Below are 15,673 nucleotides of genomic sequence, written 5' to 3'. Positions count from 1 at the left end.
ACAGGCCAGGGGGAGCTTTGCGCTGCCCCTGCTTGCTGGTTTGGGAATACGCATAGCCTATGAAGCCAATTTTTAGCCGTGGCCCGTCGCTACAGATTCGCCTTATTTTGGCGGTGCTGGTGGCGCTTGGTGTCATTATCGCCGACAGTCGCCTCGGTATGTTCAGCCAGATTCGAACATACATGGATACAGCCGTCAGTCCTTTCTATTTTGTCTCTAATGGTCCCCGTGAATTACTCGACAGCGTGTCTCAAACGCTGGCCTCGCGCGACCAGCTTGAACTTGAAAATCGGGTTCTGCGTCAGGAGTTAATCCTGAAAAACAGTGAATTGCTGATGCTGGGTCAATACCGGCAGGAGAACGCGCGCCTGCGCGAGCTGCTCGGTTCCCCGCTGCGTCAGGATGAACAAAAAATGGTGACCCAGGTCATCTCCACCGTTAACGATCCGTACAGCGATCAGGTGGTGATCGACAAGGGCAGCGTGAACGGCGTGTACGAAGGTCAGCCGGTTATTAGTGATAAAGGCGTTGTCGGCCAGGTTGTCGCAGTCGCGAAGCTGACCAGCCGGGTGCTGCTGATTTGCGATGCCACTCACGCGCTGCCTATTCAGGTACTGCGTAACGATATCCGCGTGATTGCCGCCGGTAACGGCTGCACGGACGATCTGCAGCTGGAGCATCTGCCGGCCAATACCGATATTCGTGTCGGCGATGTGCTGGTGACTTCTGGTCTTGGCGGCCGCTTCCCTGAAGGCTACCCGGTTGGCGTTGTATCATCCGTTAAGCTGGATACCCAGCGCGCCTATACCGTGATTCAGGCTCGTCCTACCGCCGGTCTGCAGCGTCTGCGTTATCTGTTGCTGCTTTGGGGCGCGGATAAAAACGGCTCGTCGCCAATGCCGCCAGAGGAAGTCCACCGCGTGGCCAATGAGCGCCTGATGCAGATGATGCCTCAGGTTCTGCCGCCGCCGGGTTCAATGGGCCCTCCTGCGCCGGTCCCAGCGCCAGCAACCGGTATCACACAGCCTGCTACGGGAGCACAGTAGTGGGAAGTTATCGCAGCCAGGGCCGTTGGGTTATCTGGCTTTCATTTTTGATTGCCCTGCTACTGCAGGTCATGCCCTGGCCGGATGACCTCAAGTTTTACCGGCCGGATTGGGTATTGTTGATTCTGCTTTACTGGATTTTAGCCCTGCCGCACCGCGTTAACGTCGGGACGGGTTTTATTGTGGGCGCCATACTGGATTTGATTAGCGGCTCCACGCTCGGCGTGCGTGCTCTATCATTGAGTATTGTGGCTTACCTGGTGGCGCTGAAATACCAGCTTTTCCGTAACCTCGCCCTTTGGCAGCAGGCGCTGGTTGTCATGCTGCTCTCGCTGGTCACAGACATCATTGTTTTCTGGTCAGAATTTTTAGTGATCAACGTCTCTTTCAGACCGGAAGTGTTCTGGAGTAGTGTAGTTAACGGTATCCTGTGGCCCTGGATTTTCCTGTTAATGCGCAAAGTTCGCCAGCAATTCGCTGTGCAATAAAAGGTAAACATGACTACGTTGTATCTGGCATCCGGTTCGCCTCGCCGTCAGGAGCTTCTGATCCTGCTGGGCGTTTCTTTCGAGCGCCTCGTGCCTGGCATTGAAGAACAGCGGCAGCCGCACGAAAGCGCGGAACAGTATGTTCGCCGTCTGGCGCGCGAAAAAGCGCAGGCCGGGGTGGAGATGGCCGCCGAAGATTTGCCTGTACTGGGTGCGGATACAATCGTTATCTTCAACGGCGAAGTGCTGGAAAAACCACGGGATACAGAGCATGCCGCACAGATGCTACGTTTGCTCTCCGGCAATCAGCATCAGGTGATGACGGCAGTTGCTATTGCCGACGCCAGTCAGGTGCTGGAAGCGTTGGTGGTGACCGATGTGACGTTCCGCCGCTTATCCGAACAGGATATTGCCGATTATATTGCCAGCGGTGAACCTATGGACAAAGCCGGAGCTTACGGCATTCAGGGGCTTGGTGGCTGTTTCGTTAAAAGGATTAATGGCAGTTATCATGCAGTGGTGGGATTACCGCTGGTGGAAACTGGTGAGTTGCTGAGCAATTTTCACGCGCTGCGTGACGGACGAGGAAAAGATGACGGCTGAACTATTAGTCAACGTTACCCCATCAGAGACGCGGGTGGCCTATATTGACGGTGGCATACTGCAAGAAATTCATATTGAGCGCGAAGCGCGCCGCGGAATAGTAGGGAATATCTACAAAGGTCGCGTTAGCCGGGTGTTGCCTGGAATGCAGGCGGCGTTTGTAGATATTGGCCTGGACAAGGCGGCATTCCTTCATGCTTCTGACATTATGCCGCACACCGAGTGCGTCGCCGGTGAGGAGCAAAAGAACTTTAGCGTGCGCGACATCGCCGAACTGGTTCGCCAGGGGCAGGATTTAATGGTGCAGGTGGTCAAAGATCCGCTGGGCACCAAAGGCGCTCGCCTGACCACCGACATCACGCTTCCTTCCCGTTACCTCGTTTTCATGCCCGGCGCTTCTCACGTGGGTGTTTCCCAACGTATCGAAAGCGAAGCCGAGCGCGACCGCCTGAAGCGTATCGTGAATGAGTATTGCGATGAGCAAGGTGGTTTCATTATTCGTACCGCTGCGGAAGGCGTGTGTGAAGAAGATTTAGCCTCTGATGCGGCTTACCTGAAGCGCGTATGGACCAAGGTCAGCGAGCGTAAAAAACGCAATCAAACCCGCTACCAGATGTACGGTGAACTGGCGCTGGCCCAGCGCGTATTGCGTGATTTTGCCGACGCGGCGTTGGACAGAATTCGCGTTGATTCCCGCCTGACTTACGAAATGCTGCTGGAATTTACCGCCGAGTACATGCCGGAGATGACCAGCAAAATCGAGCATTACAGCGGCCGCCAGCCGATTTTCGATCTCTACGACGTTGAGAATGAAATCCAGCGTGCGCTGGAGCGTAAGGTGGAACTGAAGTCTGGCGGCTATCTGGTGATTGACCAGACCGAAGCGATGACCACGGTGGATATTAATACCGGCGCGTTCGTGGGCCATCGCAATCTCGACGACACAATTTTTAATACAAATATCGAAGCGACTCAGGCCATCGCGCGCCAGCTCCGGCTGCGTAATCTGGGCGGCATTATCATCATCGACTTCATCGATATGAGTAATGAAGATCACCGCCGCCGCGTGCTGCATTCTCTCGAGCAGGCGCTGAGCAAAGATCGCGTGAAGACCAGCATTAACGGCTTCTCCCAGCTCGGCCTGGTCGAGATGACTCGCAAGCGCACGCGCGAAAGCGTAGAGCATGTGCTGTGCAACGAATGCCCGACCTGCCACGGTCGCGGCACCGTAAAGACGGTGGAAACGGTTTGCTACGAAATTATGCGTGAAATCGTTCGTGTGCATCATGCCTACGATTCCGACCGTTTCCTGGTCTATGCTTCTCCTGCGGTGGGCGAGGCGTTGAAAAGCGAAGAGTCTCACGCGCTGGCTGAAGTAGAAATCTTTGTGGGTAAACAGGTCAAAGTTCAGATTGAACCGCTCTACAATCAGGAGCAGTTCGACGTCGTGATGATGTAAATTCGCATTGCAGACGACTGACAAACCTCTGATGATAGAAGAAATACCAGACGTTTAGTCAAAAAAAACAGGAAAATCAATTCGTTGATTTTCGGCTGATAATCACAAAGAGGGAAAAACCACGCTTTTTCCCTCTTTGTCAGCAACCTCAAATGTGCGGATGTGCATTTTGCCCGTAAGGCTGACAAGGAGAGAAAGGTGAGGCGACTGCCCGGCATTCTGCTGCTCACAGGCGTAACGTTGGTTGTTATCGTCGCGCTACTGGTGAGTGGCCTGCGGCTCGTTTTGCCGCACCTGGATGCCTGGCGGCCCGCGCTGCTGGATAAAATTGAAGCCGCCACAGGTTTGCCGGTGGAAGTCAGTAAGTTACAGGCAAGCTGGGAGAATTTTGGCCCCACGCTTGATGTTCGCGACGTTAAGGCCGGCCTCAAAGACGGCGGCACGCTGAGTATCAAACGCGTTACGCTGGCGCTGGATGTCTGGCAAAGCCTGCTGCACGCTCGCTGGCAGTTTCGTGACCTGACCTTCTATCAACTGCAAATGCGTACCAACACGCCGCTCAGCCAGAACGGTGGAGATGGTACGCTGGAAGCGGACAAAATCAGCGATCTTTTCCTTCGTCAGTTCGATCACTTCGATCTTCGCGACAGCTCCCTTAGCTTCCTGACGCTCTCCGGCCAGCGGGCCGAACTTTCTATTCCTCAACTGACCTGGCTTAACGGTAAAAACCGCCACCGCGCAGAAGGCCAGGTCAGCCTGTCCAGCTTTAACGGCCAGCACGGCGTGGCCAACGTTCGTATGGATCTGCGGGATGAAAACGGGATTCTGAACAACGGCAAGGTCTGGCTGCAGGCAGATGACGTCGACGTGAAGCCCTGGCTGGGCCGCTGGATGGAAGACAATGTCGACCTGAAAAGCGCCCGTTTTAGCCTCGAAGCCTGGATGGATGTGAAAGAAGGGGATATCAGCGGCGGCAGCATCTGGCTGAAAAAAGGCGGGGCAAGCTGGCCGGGTTCCGGCAGCGTGACGCACTCGCTTTCGGTCGATAATCTTACCGCTCAGGTCAGCCGGGAGAAATCCAGCTGGCAGATCTCCGTCCCTTCTACCAATATCACGCTGGATGACCAGGCGTGGCCGAAAGGCTCGCTCTCTGTGGCCTGGGTAGCCCCGCAGGATGTAGGCGGGAAACAAAGCCAGCGCAGCGATGAACTTCGCGTACGCGCCAGCAATATGGAACTGGACAGGTTTAATGGCCTGTTGCCGATTGCCGCCAAAATTTCGCCGCAGCTGGGGGATATCTGGACTTCGCTGCAGCCTCAGGGCCACATTGACGTGCTGGCGCTGGACATTCCGCTCCAGCAAACCGAGCTGACTCGTCTGCAGGCCCGGTGGAAAGATGTGAGCTGGAAGCAGTGGAAACTGTTGCCTGGCGCGGAGCACTTCTCAGGATCGGTGACCGGCAGCGTCGCAAACGGGCAGCTTAATGCCGAAATAACCGACGCAAAAATGCCTTATGAAACCGTCTTCCGCGCGCCGCTTGAGATTGAGAAAGGCGTAGCGACGCTTGCCTGGCAGAAAAACGCAGACGGCTTCCAGCTAGACGGCAAGAATATCGACGTTAAGGCTCGCTCCGTTTGGGCGCGTGGCGATTTCCGCTACTTCCAGCCCGCCAGCGGCGATCCGTGGCTGGGCATTTTGGCGGGCATTAGCACCGATAACGGTGCGGACGCCTGGCGCTACTTCCCGGAAAACCTGATGGGCAAAGAGCTGACGGATTATCTCAGCTCGGCGATTCAGGGTGGCCAGGCCGATAACGCCACGCTGGTGTACGGCGGCAACCCACATCTTTTCCCCTACGAGCACAATGAAGGCCAGTTTGAGGTGTACGTCCCGCTTCGTAACGCAAAATTTGCTTTCCAGCCGGACTGGCCTGCGCTGGAAAACCTCGATATCACGCTAGATTTCATCAATAACGGGCTGTGGATGAACAGCAAGTCGGTCAAGCTGGGCGGTGTAACGGCCACTAACTTGACGGCAAACATCCCCGATTATGCCAAAGAAAAGCTGCTGATAGATGCCGACATCAATGGCCCGGGCAATGCGGTAGGGCCTTATTTCAAAGATACGCCGCTGGAGGATTCCCTGGCTGCCGCGCTGGATGAACTCCAGATTGGCGGCGATGTGAATGCCCGCTTACATCTGGATATTCCTCTCACTGGTGAAATGACAACGGCCAAAGGCGATGTGCGGCTGAACAACAACACGCTGCTGATCAAACCGCTGAACAGTACGCTGCATAATCTGAGCGGCAAATTCAGCTTTACCAACGGTGACCTGCAGAGTGAAGCGATGAGCGCGAGCTGGTTTAATCAGCCGGTGAGCCTGAACTTCAACACCAAAACTGGCGATAAAGACTATCAGATTGGCGTCAACCTGAGCGGCGACTGGCAGCCCAATAAAACCGGTGTGTTGCCGAAGCAGGTCAACGACGCGCTCAGCGGAAACATCGCGTGGAAAGGCGACGTGGGTATTACGCTGCCTTATCACGGCAGCGCCAGTTACAAGGTCGATCTGGCGGGCGATCTGAAGAATGTGAGCAGTCACTTACCTGCGCCTGTAGATAAAAAATCCGGGGCAGCGCTGCCGCTGAATATCGCCGTTAAGGGCGATTTAAAGAGCTTCGATCTCACGGGCAATGCAGGCGCGCTCAATCACTTCTCCAGCCGCTGGCTGCTGAATAAGAAACTCACCCTCGACCGGGCTATTTGGGCGACGGACAGTAAAACTGTGCCGCCTCTGCCAGAGCAACCGGGCGTGGAGCTCGATCTCCCTGCAATGGACGGCGCTCAGTGGCTGGCGCTCTTCAGTGAAGGCGCGGCGGACAGCGTTGGGGGATCTGCCGTCTTCCCGTCCGCAGTGACACTGCGGACCCCGGCATTAACGCTGGCGGGCCAGCAATGGCATAACCTGAGCCTGGTTTCTCGCCCGGAGATGAACGGCACGCAGGTTGAGGCCCAGGGGCGTGAAATTAATGCCTCGCTGAACATGAAGAACAACGCGCTCTGGCAGGCCAGCGTTAAGTATCTTTATTTCAACCCGAACTGGAGCGTTCTCCCGAGTGGTGCAAACGGAACGAAGACGCAGCAGGTCCCGGAAAGCGGCGATACGCTTAGCTTCCGTGGCTGGCCAAATGTGCAGTTGCGCTGCGCGGAGTGCTGGCTGTGGGGACAGAAATATGGCCGTATCGATGGGGATGTGACCATTAATGGCGACACGCTGCAGCTGGCCAATGGGCTGATTGATACCGGCTTTGCTCGCCTCACCGCCGACGGTGAATGGGTGAATAAGCCCGGCAGCGAACGTACTTCCCTGAAAGGCAAGCTGAAGGGCGAGAAGCTCGACGCGGCCGCGAACTTCTTTGGCGTGAAAACGCCGCTGCAGGGCTCTTCTTTCGACGTTGATTATGACCTGCACTGGCGGGCGGTACCCTGGAAGCCGGATGAAGCTTCGCTGAACGGTATTCTGCATACCAGGCTGGGGAAAGGGCAAATTACCGACGTCAGCACGGGCCATGCGGGCCAACTTCTGCGCCTGGTCAGCTTTGACGCGCTGCTTCGCAAACTCCGTTTCGATTTTAGCGATACCTTTGGCAGCGGATTCTACTACGACTCGATTCGCAGCACCGCCTGGATAAAAGATGGCGTATTGCATACTGACGACACGCTGGTTGACGGGCTTGAGGCGGATATCGCGATGAAAGGCTCGGTGGACTTAGTCCGTCGTGAGCTAAATATGGAAGCGGTTGTTGCCCCTGAAATCTCCGCGACGGTAGGCGTGGCTACCGCTTTTGCGGTTAACCCAATAGTCGGCGCCGCGGTGTTTGCCGCCAGTAAAGTGCTTGGCCCGCTGTGGAGCAAAATCTCGGTGCTGCGCTACAGCATTACCGGCCCGGTAGATAAACCGAAAATTGATGAAGTGCTGCGGCAGCCGCGCACCAGCGAAGCTCACTGATTTGACGTTAGCGGTTAATTGCCGCAAGCTCCATAAATAAACCATTCCTCGCCAAACGGGCGATAAGCAATAAGAGTAGCGAAACGATGAGTCTTAACCTGGTAAGTGAGCAGTTGCTGTCTGCGAATGGCTTAACCCATCAAGATCTGTTTTCCATTCTCGGGCAGCTGTCCGAGCGCCGTCTCGACTACGGCGATCTCTATTTCCAGTCCAGCTATCATGAATCCTGGGTGCTGGAAGACCGCATTATTAAAGACGGTTCATGGAATATCGATCAGGGCGTTGGCGTTCGTGCGGTTAGCGGTGAGAAAACCGGGTTTGCCTATGCCGATCAAATTACTTTGCAAGCGCTGGAGCAAAGCGCTCATGCGGCCCGCAGCATCGTTCGTGAGCAGGGCGACGGACGCGCCCGTACGCTGGGTAACGTTCCGCATAGTGCGCTTTATACCAGCGCCGATCCGCTGCTAAGCATGACGCGTGAAGAGAAGCTCGACATCCTGAGACGCGTGGACAGCGTTGCGCGCGCCGCGGATGCCCGGGTGCAGGAAGTTAGCGCCAGCCTGACCGGCGTGTATGAATTGATCCTGGTTGCGGCCACGGACGGGACGCTGGCGGCTGATGTTCGCCCTCTGGTACGCCTGTCGGTTAGCGTTCAGGTTGAGGAAGACGGCAAGCGCGAGCGCGGTGCAAGCGGCGGCGGCGGTCGTTTTGGCTATGAGTATTTCCTGGAAAGCGTGAACGGCGAAGTGCGGGCTGATGCCTGGGCGAAAGAAGCCGTGCGCATGGCGATGGTTAATTTGTCCGCCGTTGCTGCTCCGGCGGGAATGCTTCCGGTGGTACTGGGCGCAGGCTGGCCAGGCGTGCTGCTGCACGAAGCGGTCGGGCACGGTCTGGAAGGCGACTTTAACCGTCGCGGGACTTCGGTCTTCAGCGGCCAGATGGGCCAGCTGGTGGCCTCCGAACTCTGTACCGTGGTGGATGATGGCACGATGGCTAACCGCCGTGGTTCCGTCTCTATTGATGACGAAGGCGTGCCGGGTCATTACAACGTGCTGATCGAAAACGGCATTCTTAAAGGCTATATGCAGGACAAGCTCAATGCCCGCCTGATGGGCGTGGCGCCTACCGGGAACGGTCGCCGTGAGTCCTATGCCCACCTGCCGATGCCGCGCATGACCAACACCTACATGCTGGCCGGGAAATCCACGCCGCAGGAGATTATCGAGTCCGTGGATTACGGCATCTTCGCGCCAAACTTCGGCGGTGGTCAGGTAGACATCACCTCCGGCAAGTTTGTGTTCTCCACCTCGGAAGCCTACCTGATTGAAAAAGGGAAGGTGACCAGGGCAGTGAAAGGCGCCACGCTGATTGGGTCCGGCATCGAAACCATGCAGCAAATTTCGATGGTTGGGAACGATCTGGCGCTGGATAACGGCGTCGGCGTCTGCGGTAAAGAAGGCCAAAGCCTGCCGGTTGGCGTCGGCCAGCCAACCCTGAAGGTTGATAACCTGACCGTGGGCGGCACTGCCTGAGTTAATATGAGGCCGGACTAGCTCCGGCCCGTTTGTTTTGCCTTCCCGTTCCTGCCCTGCACGCCCTGATAAAGCTCCGCTACCTTCACAAAATAGTTCGTCAGATAGTTAATACATACCTGCACCTTCAGCGGCAGTTTGTCTTTTTCGGTATACAGCGCGTACACCGGACGGGGATCGGACTGATAGCGAGGGAACAGGATCTCCAGCTGTCCGCTATTGATCTCGTCGATCACCCACATCAGCGGCGCATAGCCAATACCTGCCCCGGCTTTCAGCCACCGGCTGAGCGTCATTGGATCGTTGGTGACAAAGCGGCCCTGCGGCAACAGGCGGGTCGAGATCCCTTCGGGCGCAATCAGCTCAAATTCGTTATCCGGCCGGATGCTGTATTCCAGCCATGAATGGTTAGCCAAATCAGCCGGTTTTTCAGGTGTGCCGTGAATGTGCAGATAGCTTTTGGCGGCACAAACCACCATTGGCATTGACCCCAGCCTGCGGGAAAACAGGCTCGAATCCTGCAAAGCGCCGACGCGAATGACCAAATCAAGACCATCGGCAATCAGGTCAGGTGCCGGTATGCCGGTGACCAGGTTGACGGTCAGGCCGGGATGTTCACGCAGCATTTCGGCGGTCATGTCGGCGAGAACATTCTGTGCCATAGTTGAAGAGCTACCGATGCGCAGCGTGCCGATAGGCGTGTTGTTAAAGGCGTAAAGCTGCTCGTGGACTTCCTGTGCTTCGTGCAGCATTTTGCGGCAGCCTTGATAATAAATTTTACCGGCTTCGGTCAGGCCAATGCTGCGGGTGCTGCGGTTAAGCAGCTTAACCTGTAGCTCATCTTCCAGCTTGGACACGATCTGGCTGATGGAAGAGACGCTCATTTGTAGCTGCCTTGCGGCAGCGGTGTAGGAGCCAAGTTCAACGACTTTGGCAAACACCGACATACGTTTCAGTCGTTCCATTGTTCACTCTGAGTGAAAAGTGATTTAGATCACACATTATAGATAACAGGGTAACAGTTACGTTAATATATTATTATTAACATAACTCATACCGCACGCTCGCCCGCCTTTTCTGGCCTCTCCGTCGCGGTTTGTCGTCGAGTTATGTATCGCCTGCATTATCTTATCAAGGTCAAAATGAGTCTATTTCCGGTTATCGTAATATTCGGTCTTTCCTTTCCGCCGATATTCTTCGAATTAATTCTGTCGCTCGCCGCGTTCTGGCTGGCGCGTCGGCTGCTGACCCCAACCGGCATTTATGATTTTGTCTGGCACCCTGCATTATTCAATACAGCGCTCTATTGCTGCCTTTTTTATCTGATTTCGCGTTTGTTCGTTTGAGGTTGATGTGAAAATACTAACAAGAAACATAACCCGTACCGCTATCACGCTTTTGCTGGTGCTGCTGGCCTTCATCGCTATCTTCCGTGCGTGGGTGTTTTACACCGAATCCCCATGGACACGAGACGCGCGTTTCACCGCTGACGTTGTTGCCATTGCGCCGGACGTGTCCGGGCTTATCACCAGCGTGAACGTTCAGGACAACCAACTGGTGAAAAAAGACCAGGTGCTGTTCACCATCGACCAGCCGCGCTACCAGAAAGCGCTCGAGCAGGCCGAAGCAGACGTGGCTTATTACCAGGCGCTGTCCTCTGAAAAACGTCGTGAAGCCGGACGGCGTAACTCCCTTGGCATTCAGGCCATGTCGCGCGAAGAGATTGATCAGTCCAACAACTCGCTGCAAACCGTTCTTCATCAACTAGATAAAGCCCAGGCGACGCGCGATCTGGCCAAACTAGACCTGCAGCGCACGGTCATTCGTGCCCCAGCGGACGGCTGGGTAACCAACCTTAACGTGCACACCGGGGAATTTATTAACCGCGGCGCGGCGTCCGTCGCGCTGGTGAAACAGAATTCGTTCTACATTCTGGCCTACATGGAAGAAACCAAACTGGAAGGAATTCGTCCGGGCTATCGCGTACAGATCACGCCGCTTGGCAGTAACCGCGTGCTGCGCGGCAGCGTCGACAGCATCTCTGCCGGAGTGACAAACGCCAGCAGTACCAGCGATTCAAAAGGCATGGCAACGGTCGACTCCAACCTTGAGTGGGTGCGCCTTGCTCAGCGTGTGCCGGTCAGAATCCGCCTTGATGAACAGATGGGGAATCTGTATCCCGCCGGGACAACGGCCACCGTCGTTGTGACGGGAGAAAAAGACCGCAAAGCGGAGAATGACTCAGCCTTTATTAAGCTGATGCATCGTCTGCGCGAGTTCGGTTAAGCAGGCCGCTATGTATAACATTTCCAGGCTGCACGTCCGCTTTGCGATAAAGCTCGCTTTCGCCATTGTTCTGGCGGTGTTTGTCGGTTTTCACTTTGAGCTGGAAACGCCGCGCTGGGCGGTGCTGACCGCCGCGATTGTGGCCGCCGGGCCAGCCTTTGCCGCTGGAGGAGAGCCTTATTCCGGGGCCATACGCTACCGCGGGATGCTGCGCATTATCGGGACATTTATTGGCTGTGCGGCCGCGCTGGTCATCATTATCACGCTGATCCGTGCCCCGGTTGTCATGCTGCTGGTGTGCTGTATCTGGGCCGGATTCTGTACCTGGATCTCCTCGCTTGTTCGCGTCGAAAACTCCTACGCCTGGGGCCTCGCGGGCTACACTGCGCTGATTATTGTGGTCACTATTCAGGTTGCTCCGCTGACTACGCCGCAGTTTGCCGTTGAACGCTGTAGCGAAATCGTTATCGGGATTGTGTGTGCCATCGTCGCCGACCTGCTGTTTTCTCCGCGTTCCATCAAGCAGGAGATTGACCGGGAACTGGATAACCTGCTGGTGGACCAATACCGCCTGATGCAGCTTTGTATTGCCCACGGCGACAAAGAAGAGGTGGATAAAGCCTGGAGCGGGCTGGTGCGTAAAGTCACCGCGCTGAACGGCATGCGTGCCAACCTGAATATGGAATCCGCCCGCTGGGCGAAGGCCAACCGACGCCTGAAAGCGATCAACACCCTTTCGCTGACGCTGATCACCCAGGCCTGTGAAACTTTCCTGATTCAAAACACCCGGCCCGAATACGTCACGCCAGAATTCCGCCAGCTTTTTGCCGTCGAAGTGGAAACCGCCGACGACGTTTATAAGCGGATGAAATTGCTGCGCCGAGCGATATCTGCGATGGGCGAAAAGGCCACACCGATAACCATCGGATCCTGGGTTTCCGCCTCGACCCGCTATCTGTTGCTGAAGCGCGGGTTTATCAGTAATAGCCGCGTGAGCGCGATTGAAGAAGAAGTGCTGAACGGTGAAGCAGTGGTGAAGGTGGAATCCGCCGAGGGCCATCACGCGATGATTAACTTCTGGCGCACGACGATTTCCTGCGTGCTTGGAAGCCTGTTCTGGCTCTGGACCGGCTGGACATCCGGCAGCGGCGCGATGGTGATGATTGCGGTGGTGACGGCGCTGGCAATGCGCCTGCCTAACCCGCGCATGGTTTCGCTCGACTTCCTGTATGGCATGCTGGTGGCGCTGCCGCTCGGCGCGTTCTACTTCCTTGTGGTGCTGCCGTCCACGCAGCAGAGTATGCTGCTGCTGTGTATCAGCCTTGCCCTGCTGGGCTTCTTTATGGGCATTGAGGTGCAGAAGCGGCGGCTGGGTTCTATGGGGGCGCTGGCCGGGACGATAAATATTATCGTGCTGGATAACCCGATGACTTTCCATTTCAGCAGCTTCCTCGACAGCGCGCTGGGGCAGATCGTCGGTTGTTTCCTGGCCATGATGGTGATCCTGCTGATCCGAGATAATTCGAAAGAGCGCACGGGCCGCACGCTACTGAACCAGTTTGTCTCCGCTGCGGTATCGGCGCTGACGACCAATAATGCCCGGCGGAAAGAGAACCACCTTCCGGCGCTGTATCAGCAGCTGTTTTTACTGTTGAACATGTTTCCTGGCGACATAGATCGTTATCGCCTTGCGTTGACGCTAATCATCGCGCATCAACGCCTGCGCGATGCGCCTATCCCGGTCAATGACGATCTCTCTGCCTTCCACCGGCAGTTGCGTAAAACGGCGGATAAGGTGATTTCTGCCAGCAGTGATGATAAGCGAGAGCGCTATTACGAAAGCCTTTTAGGCGAGCTGGAAATCTATCAAGAGAAACTTCGCCTGTGGGAAGCGCCGCGGCAGGTCACCGAGCCGGTGAAGCGGCTGGCGGACATTTTACATCGCTACCGGCATACGCTGATTAACGCCTGAGCCCAACCTTAACCTGAAGAGCCGACGCCTGCGTCGGCTTTTTTCTATCTATACTTAACTGCGGTCCATGGGATGAACACTTATGAACAGGAGCTATTATGACGAATCAGACACTCCCGCAAAGTGAGCTCTTTAAAACCGGCTATCTGGTCGCAGGCAAGTGGCATTCGCTCGAAGACACTTTTGATGTGCTGAATCCTGCTACGGGAGAAATAGTGGCCAGAGTGGCAAGAGCCGGCAAACGAGAAACCGAAGCCGCGATTGAGGCCGCCAGCAAAGCTTTCCCCGCCTGGCGGGCGAAAACCGCCAAACAGCGATCTGAAATTCTCTACCGTTGGTTTGAACTGATGCTGGCGAACAAAAGCTGGCTCGCCCGGTTAATGACCCTTGAGCAGGGGAAACCGCTCAAAGAGGCTGAGGGTGAAGTGGATTACGCCGCCAGCTTCATTCAGTGGTTTGCTGAACAGGGCAAACGCGCCAACGGCGAGATTATTCCTCCGGTTAAGCCCGGTTCTCGCATTCTGGCCACGCGTGAACCCGTCGGCGTAGTCGCGGCAATCACGCCGTGGAATTTCCCCATGGCGATGCTGACCCGCAAGCTCGGGCCTGCTCTGGCCGCTGGCTGTACCGGAGTGATAAAGCCCGCGAATAACACGCCTCTTTCCGCTTTTGCTTTGCTGGAACTGGCGAAGCAGGCCGGCGTGCCGGACGGCGTATTGAATGCCGTGGCCGGGAAAACCCAGGAAATTAGCGATGCCATTATGGCCAGCCATCAGGTGCGCAAAATCTCCTTCACGGGTTCAACGGCGGTGGGCAAAACGCTGATGCGCAATGCCGCAGAAACGATGAAAAAAGTGTCGATGGAGCTGGGGGGAAATGCGCCTTATATCGTGTTTGATGACGCGGATATTGACGCGGCGGTAAAAGGTGCCATTGCTAACAAATTCCGTAATGCTGGCCAGGTTTGCGTCAGCGTTAACCGTTTCTTCATCCAGCAAAATGTGTACGACAGTTTTGTGAATAAGCTTGCTGCAGAGGTTGGGAAGCTGAAAGTAGGCAACGGCCTGGAAGAGGGCGTGATTGTCGGGCCGCTGATTGAGCAATCTGCGGTGGAAAAAGTACGAGAGCATGTTGATGACGCGCTGGCGAAAGGTGGGAAAGCGCTTGTCGGCGGCAAGCCCCATGCGCTGGGCGGCAATTTCTGGCAGCCCACCGTTATCATCAACGCTAACGATGATATGAAACTGGCCAGGGAAGAGACGTTTGGCCCCCTTGCGGCCTGCTTCCGCTTTGAAACGGAAGAAGAGGTCATCGAAAGAGCCAACAATACGCCATTTGGGCTGGCGGCCTATTTCTATACCCAGAATTTACAGCGCGTTTTCCGCGTCTCTCAGGCTCTGGAAAGTGGCATGGTTGGGATCAATGAATGTGCTGTTTCTACGGAACTGGGGCCCTTCGGCGGCGTGAAAGAGTCGGGGTTAGGGCGTGAAGGCTCCGTGCTGGGGCTGGACGAGTTCCTTGAAGTGAAAACGCTACATATCGGCGGGCTTTAGCTCAGCGCTTGCTTAAAAGAGTCGGGGCGGCAGCGATGAAAAAATTTACTTTTGATTTTAACCACATCGAGGACAACCTGGCTTTCTATCGCCAGTTTGCGGAGCAACTCGCGCTACGCAAAGAGCAGGTTCACGACCTGGATAGCCTGTGGGACGTGGTCACGGCGTCAATGTTACCGCTGCCCGTGGAGATCGAATTTGCGCATTTGCCGGAGAGCAAGCGGCGCAGGTTCGGGGCGCTCATTCTGCTTTTTGACGAGGCAGAAGAAGAACTGGAAGGCCAGCTCCGCTTTAACATTCACGGCTAGCGTTTGATCAGCGGCCATAAAAAAGCCCCCGGGGAGCGGGGGCAAAGTCGTAGGACAAGTACGACGAGGGTTTATTTGTACAGCTCTGCAGTTGCGTGCCAGTTATCGCCGCTACGGGCTTCAATCACGCGGTAAGCAGAGGCACCTTGTTCTGTGGCTTTCTGGGACAATTCCTGACGCATATCCATTGGTGCGCTGCCGACCTGGCTTACAGAAATGGAACCCATGGATTGCAGGCCTTGAGCTTGTTCGCTGTTGATCTGGTGTGCGGCAGCGTTAGCGCCTAAAGAGATAACGGACAGCAGGCTCAGTGCGGCGATAGTTAATTTGGTTTTCATAGTCTTTACTCCTGAAGGTTTAACGTGGCGGCCGGAAGGGCTTAATCGCGATTTTTCTACTTGGGGCCGCCGAGGCT

At 55.8% G+C, this 15,673-nt stretch carries 13 protein-coding genes; 11 read left to right on the top strand and 2 right to left on the bottom strand.

Annotated features, from left to right (window positions below; translation table 11 throughout):
* Positions 1-59: 59 nt before the first annotated feature.
* The 6 genes from mreC to tldD all read left to right on the top strand — a co-directional run bounded on the left by mreC (position 60) and on the right by tldD (position 9,139).
* Positions 60-1,046: a rod shape-determining protein MreC gene (gene mreC, locus WFK85_RS17215; protein ID WP_008454901.1), complete on the top strand. Its 987-nt coding sequence runs from the start codon at positions 60-62 to the stop codon at positions 1,044-1,046.
* The gene (mreD, locus tag WFK85_RS17210; RefSeq protein WP_008454899.1) at positions 1,046-1,534 is read left to right on the top strand and encodes a rod shape-determining protein MreD; all 489 of its coding nucleotides are present in this window, start codon (positions 1,046-1,048) and stop codon (positions 1,532-1,534) included. Before mreC ends, mreD begins: the two co-directional genes overlap by 1 nt.
* Positions 1,535-1,543: 9 nt before the next feature.
* Positions 1,544-2,137: a Maf family protein gene (locus WFK85_RS17205; RefSeq protein ID WP_336708949.1), complete on the top strand. Its 594-nt coding sequence runs from the start codon at positions 1,544-1,546 to the stop codon at positions 2,135-2,137.
* Positions 2,127-3,596, top strand: coding sequence for a ribonuclease G (rng, locus tag WFK85_RS17200; protein WP_008454897.1), 1,470 nt, complete (start codon positions 2,127-2,129; stop codon positions 3,594-3,596). Before WFK85_RS17205 ends, rng begins: the two co-directional genes overlap by 11 nt.
* A gap of 198 nt (positions 3,597-3,794) precedes the next feature.
* Complete coding sequence (gene yhdP / locus WFK85_RS17195) at positions 3,795-7,607, top strand: AsmA2 domain-containing protein YhdP (protein ID WP_336708950.1); 3,813 nt, start codon at positions 3,795-3,797, stop codon at positions 7,605-7,607.
* A gap of 86 nt (positions 7,608-7,693) precedes the next feature.
* Positions 7,694-9,139 carry a metalloprotease TldD gene (tldD, locus tag WFK85_RS17190; RefSeq protein WP_336708951.1) on the top strand — a complete coding sequence of 482 codons (1,446 nt, stop codon included), beginning with the start codon at positions 7,694-7,696 and terminating at the stop codon, positions 9,137-9,139.
* Between the two features lie 17 nt (positions 9,140-9,156).
* Here tldD and aaeR read toward each other — a convergent pair whose 3' ends face one another.
* A complete protein-coding gene (aaeR, locus tag WFK85_RS17185; protein WP_034807694.1) occupies positions 9,157-10,104 on the bottom strand; it encodes an HTH-type transcriptional activator AaeR in 948 nt (315 codons plus the stop codon).
* A 177-nt stretch (positions 10,105-10,281) separates the two neighbouring features.
* Between aaeR and aaeX the strand changes: the two genes are divergently transcribed.
* The 5 genes from aaeX (at position 10,282) to WFK85_RS17160 (ending at position 15,258) form a co-directional block, all read left to right on the top strand.
* Positions 10,282-10,485 (top strand): p-hydroxybenzoic acid efflux pump operon protein AaeX, encoded by a 204-nt coding sequence (aaeX, locus tag WFK85_RS17180; RefSeq protein WP_008454892.1) that lies wholly within the window; start codon positions 10,282-10,284, stop codon positions 10,483-10,485.
* A gap of 7 nt (positions 10,486-10,492) precedes the next feature.
* Positions 10,493-11,425 (top strand): p-hydroxybenzoic acid efflux pump subunit AaeA, encoded by a 933-nt coding sequence (aaeA, locus tag WFK85_RS17175; protein WP_008454891.1) that lies wholly within the window; start codon positions 10,493-10,495, stop codon positions 11,423-11,425.
* Between the two features lie 10 nt (positions 11,426-11,435).
* A complete protein-coding gene (gene aaeB, locus WFK85_RS17170; protein ID WP_166994992.1) occupies positions 11,436-13,397 on the top strand; it encodes a p-hydroxybenzoic acid efflux pump subunit AaeB in 1,962 nt (653 codons plus the stop codon).
* A gap of 98 nt (positions 13,398-13,495) precedes the next feature.
* The gene (locus WFK85_RS17165) at positions 13,496-14,950 is read left to right on the top strand and encodes an NAD-dependent succinate-semialdehyde dehydrogenase (protein ID WP_008454889.1); all 1,455 of its coding nucleotides are present in this window, start codon (positions 13,496-13,498) and stop codon (positions 14,948-14,950) included.
* 35 nt (positions 14,951-14,985) lie between these two features.
* Positions 14,986-15,258 (top strand): barstar family protein, encoded by a 273-nt coding sequence (locus WFK85_RS17160; RefSeq protein WP_008454888.1) that lies wholly within the window; start codon positions 14,986-14,988, stop codon positions 15,256-15,258.
* 71 nt (positions 15,259-15,329) lie between these two features.
* On the opposite strand, the gene yhcN is transcribed toward WFK85_RS17160, so the two are convergent.
* On the bottom strand, positions 15,330-15,596 hold the full coding sequence (yhcN, locus tag WFK85_RS17155) for a peroxide/acid stress response protein YhcN (RefSeq protein ID WP_166868822.1): 267 nt from the start codon (positions 15,594-15,596) through the stop codon (positions 15,330-15,332).
* Positions 15,597-15,673: the final 77 nt, after the last annotated feature.

It is taken from the genome of Cedecea sp. VD22 (genome assembly GCF_037150195.1).
GTDB lineage: Bacteria > Pseudomonadota > Gammaproteobacteria > Enterobacterales > Enterobacteriaceae > Cedecea.
This window is presented reverse-complemented; position numbering and strand designations above follow the sequence as displayed.

Bases quoted from the DNA above. Each gene is read 5' to 3' on its own strand.
- mreC (WP_008454901.1), top strand. From the start codon at position 60: ATGAAGCCAATTTTTAGCCGTGGCCCGTCGCTACAGATTCGCCTTATT.
- WFK85_RS17205 (WP_336708949.1), top strand. From the start codon at position 1,544: ATGACTACGTTGTATCTGGCATCCGGTTCGCCTCGCCGTCAGGAGCTT.
- rng (WP_008454897.1), top strand. From the start codon at position 2,127: ATGACGGCTGAACTATTAGTCAACGTTACCCCATCAGAGACGCGGGTG.
- tldD (WP_336708951.1), top strand. From the start codon at position 7,694: ATGAGTCTTAACCTGGTAAGTGAGCAGTTGCTGTCTGCGAATGGCTTA.
- aaeR (WP_034807694.1), bottom strand. From the start codon at position 10,104: ATGGAACGACTGAAACGTATGTCGGTGTTTGCCAAAGTCGTTGAACTT.
- aaeX (WP_008454892.1), top strand. From the start codon at position 10,282: ATGAGTCTATTTCCGGTTATCGTAATATTCGGTCTTTCCTTTCCGCCG.
- aaeB (WP_166994992.1), top strand. From the start codon at position 11,436: ATGTATAACATTTCCAGGCTGCACGTCCGCTTTGCGATAAAGCTCGCT.
- WFK85_RS17165 (WP_008454889.1), top strand. From the start codon at position 13,496: ATGACGAATCAGACACTCCCGCAAAGTGAGCTCTTTAAAACCGGCTAT.
- WFK85_RS17160 (WP_008454888.1), top strand. From the start codon at position 14,986: ATGAAAAAATTTACTTTTGATTTTAACCACATCGAGGACAACCTGGCT.
- yhcN (WP_166868822.1), bottom strand. From the start codon at position 15,596: ATGAAAACCAAATTAACTATCGCCGCACTGAGCCTGCTGTCCGTTATC.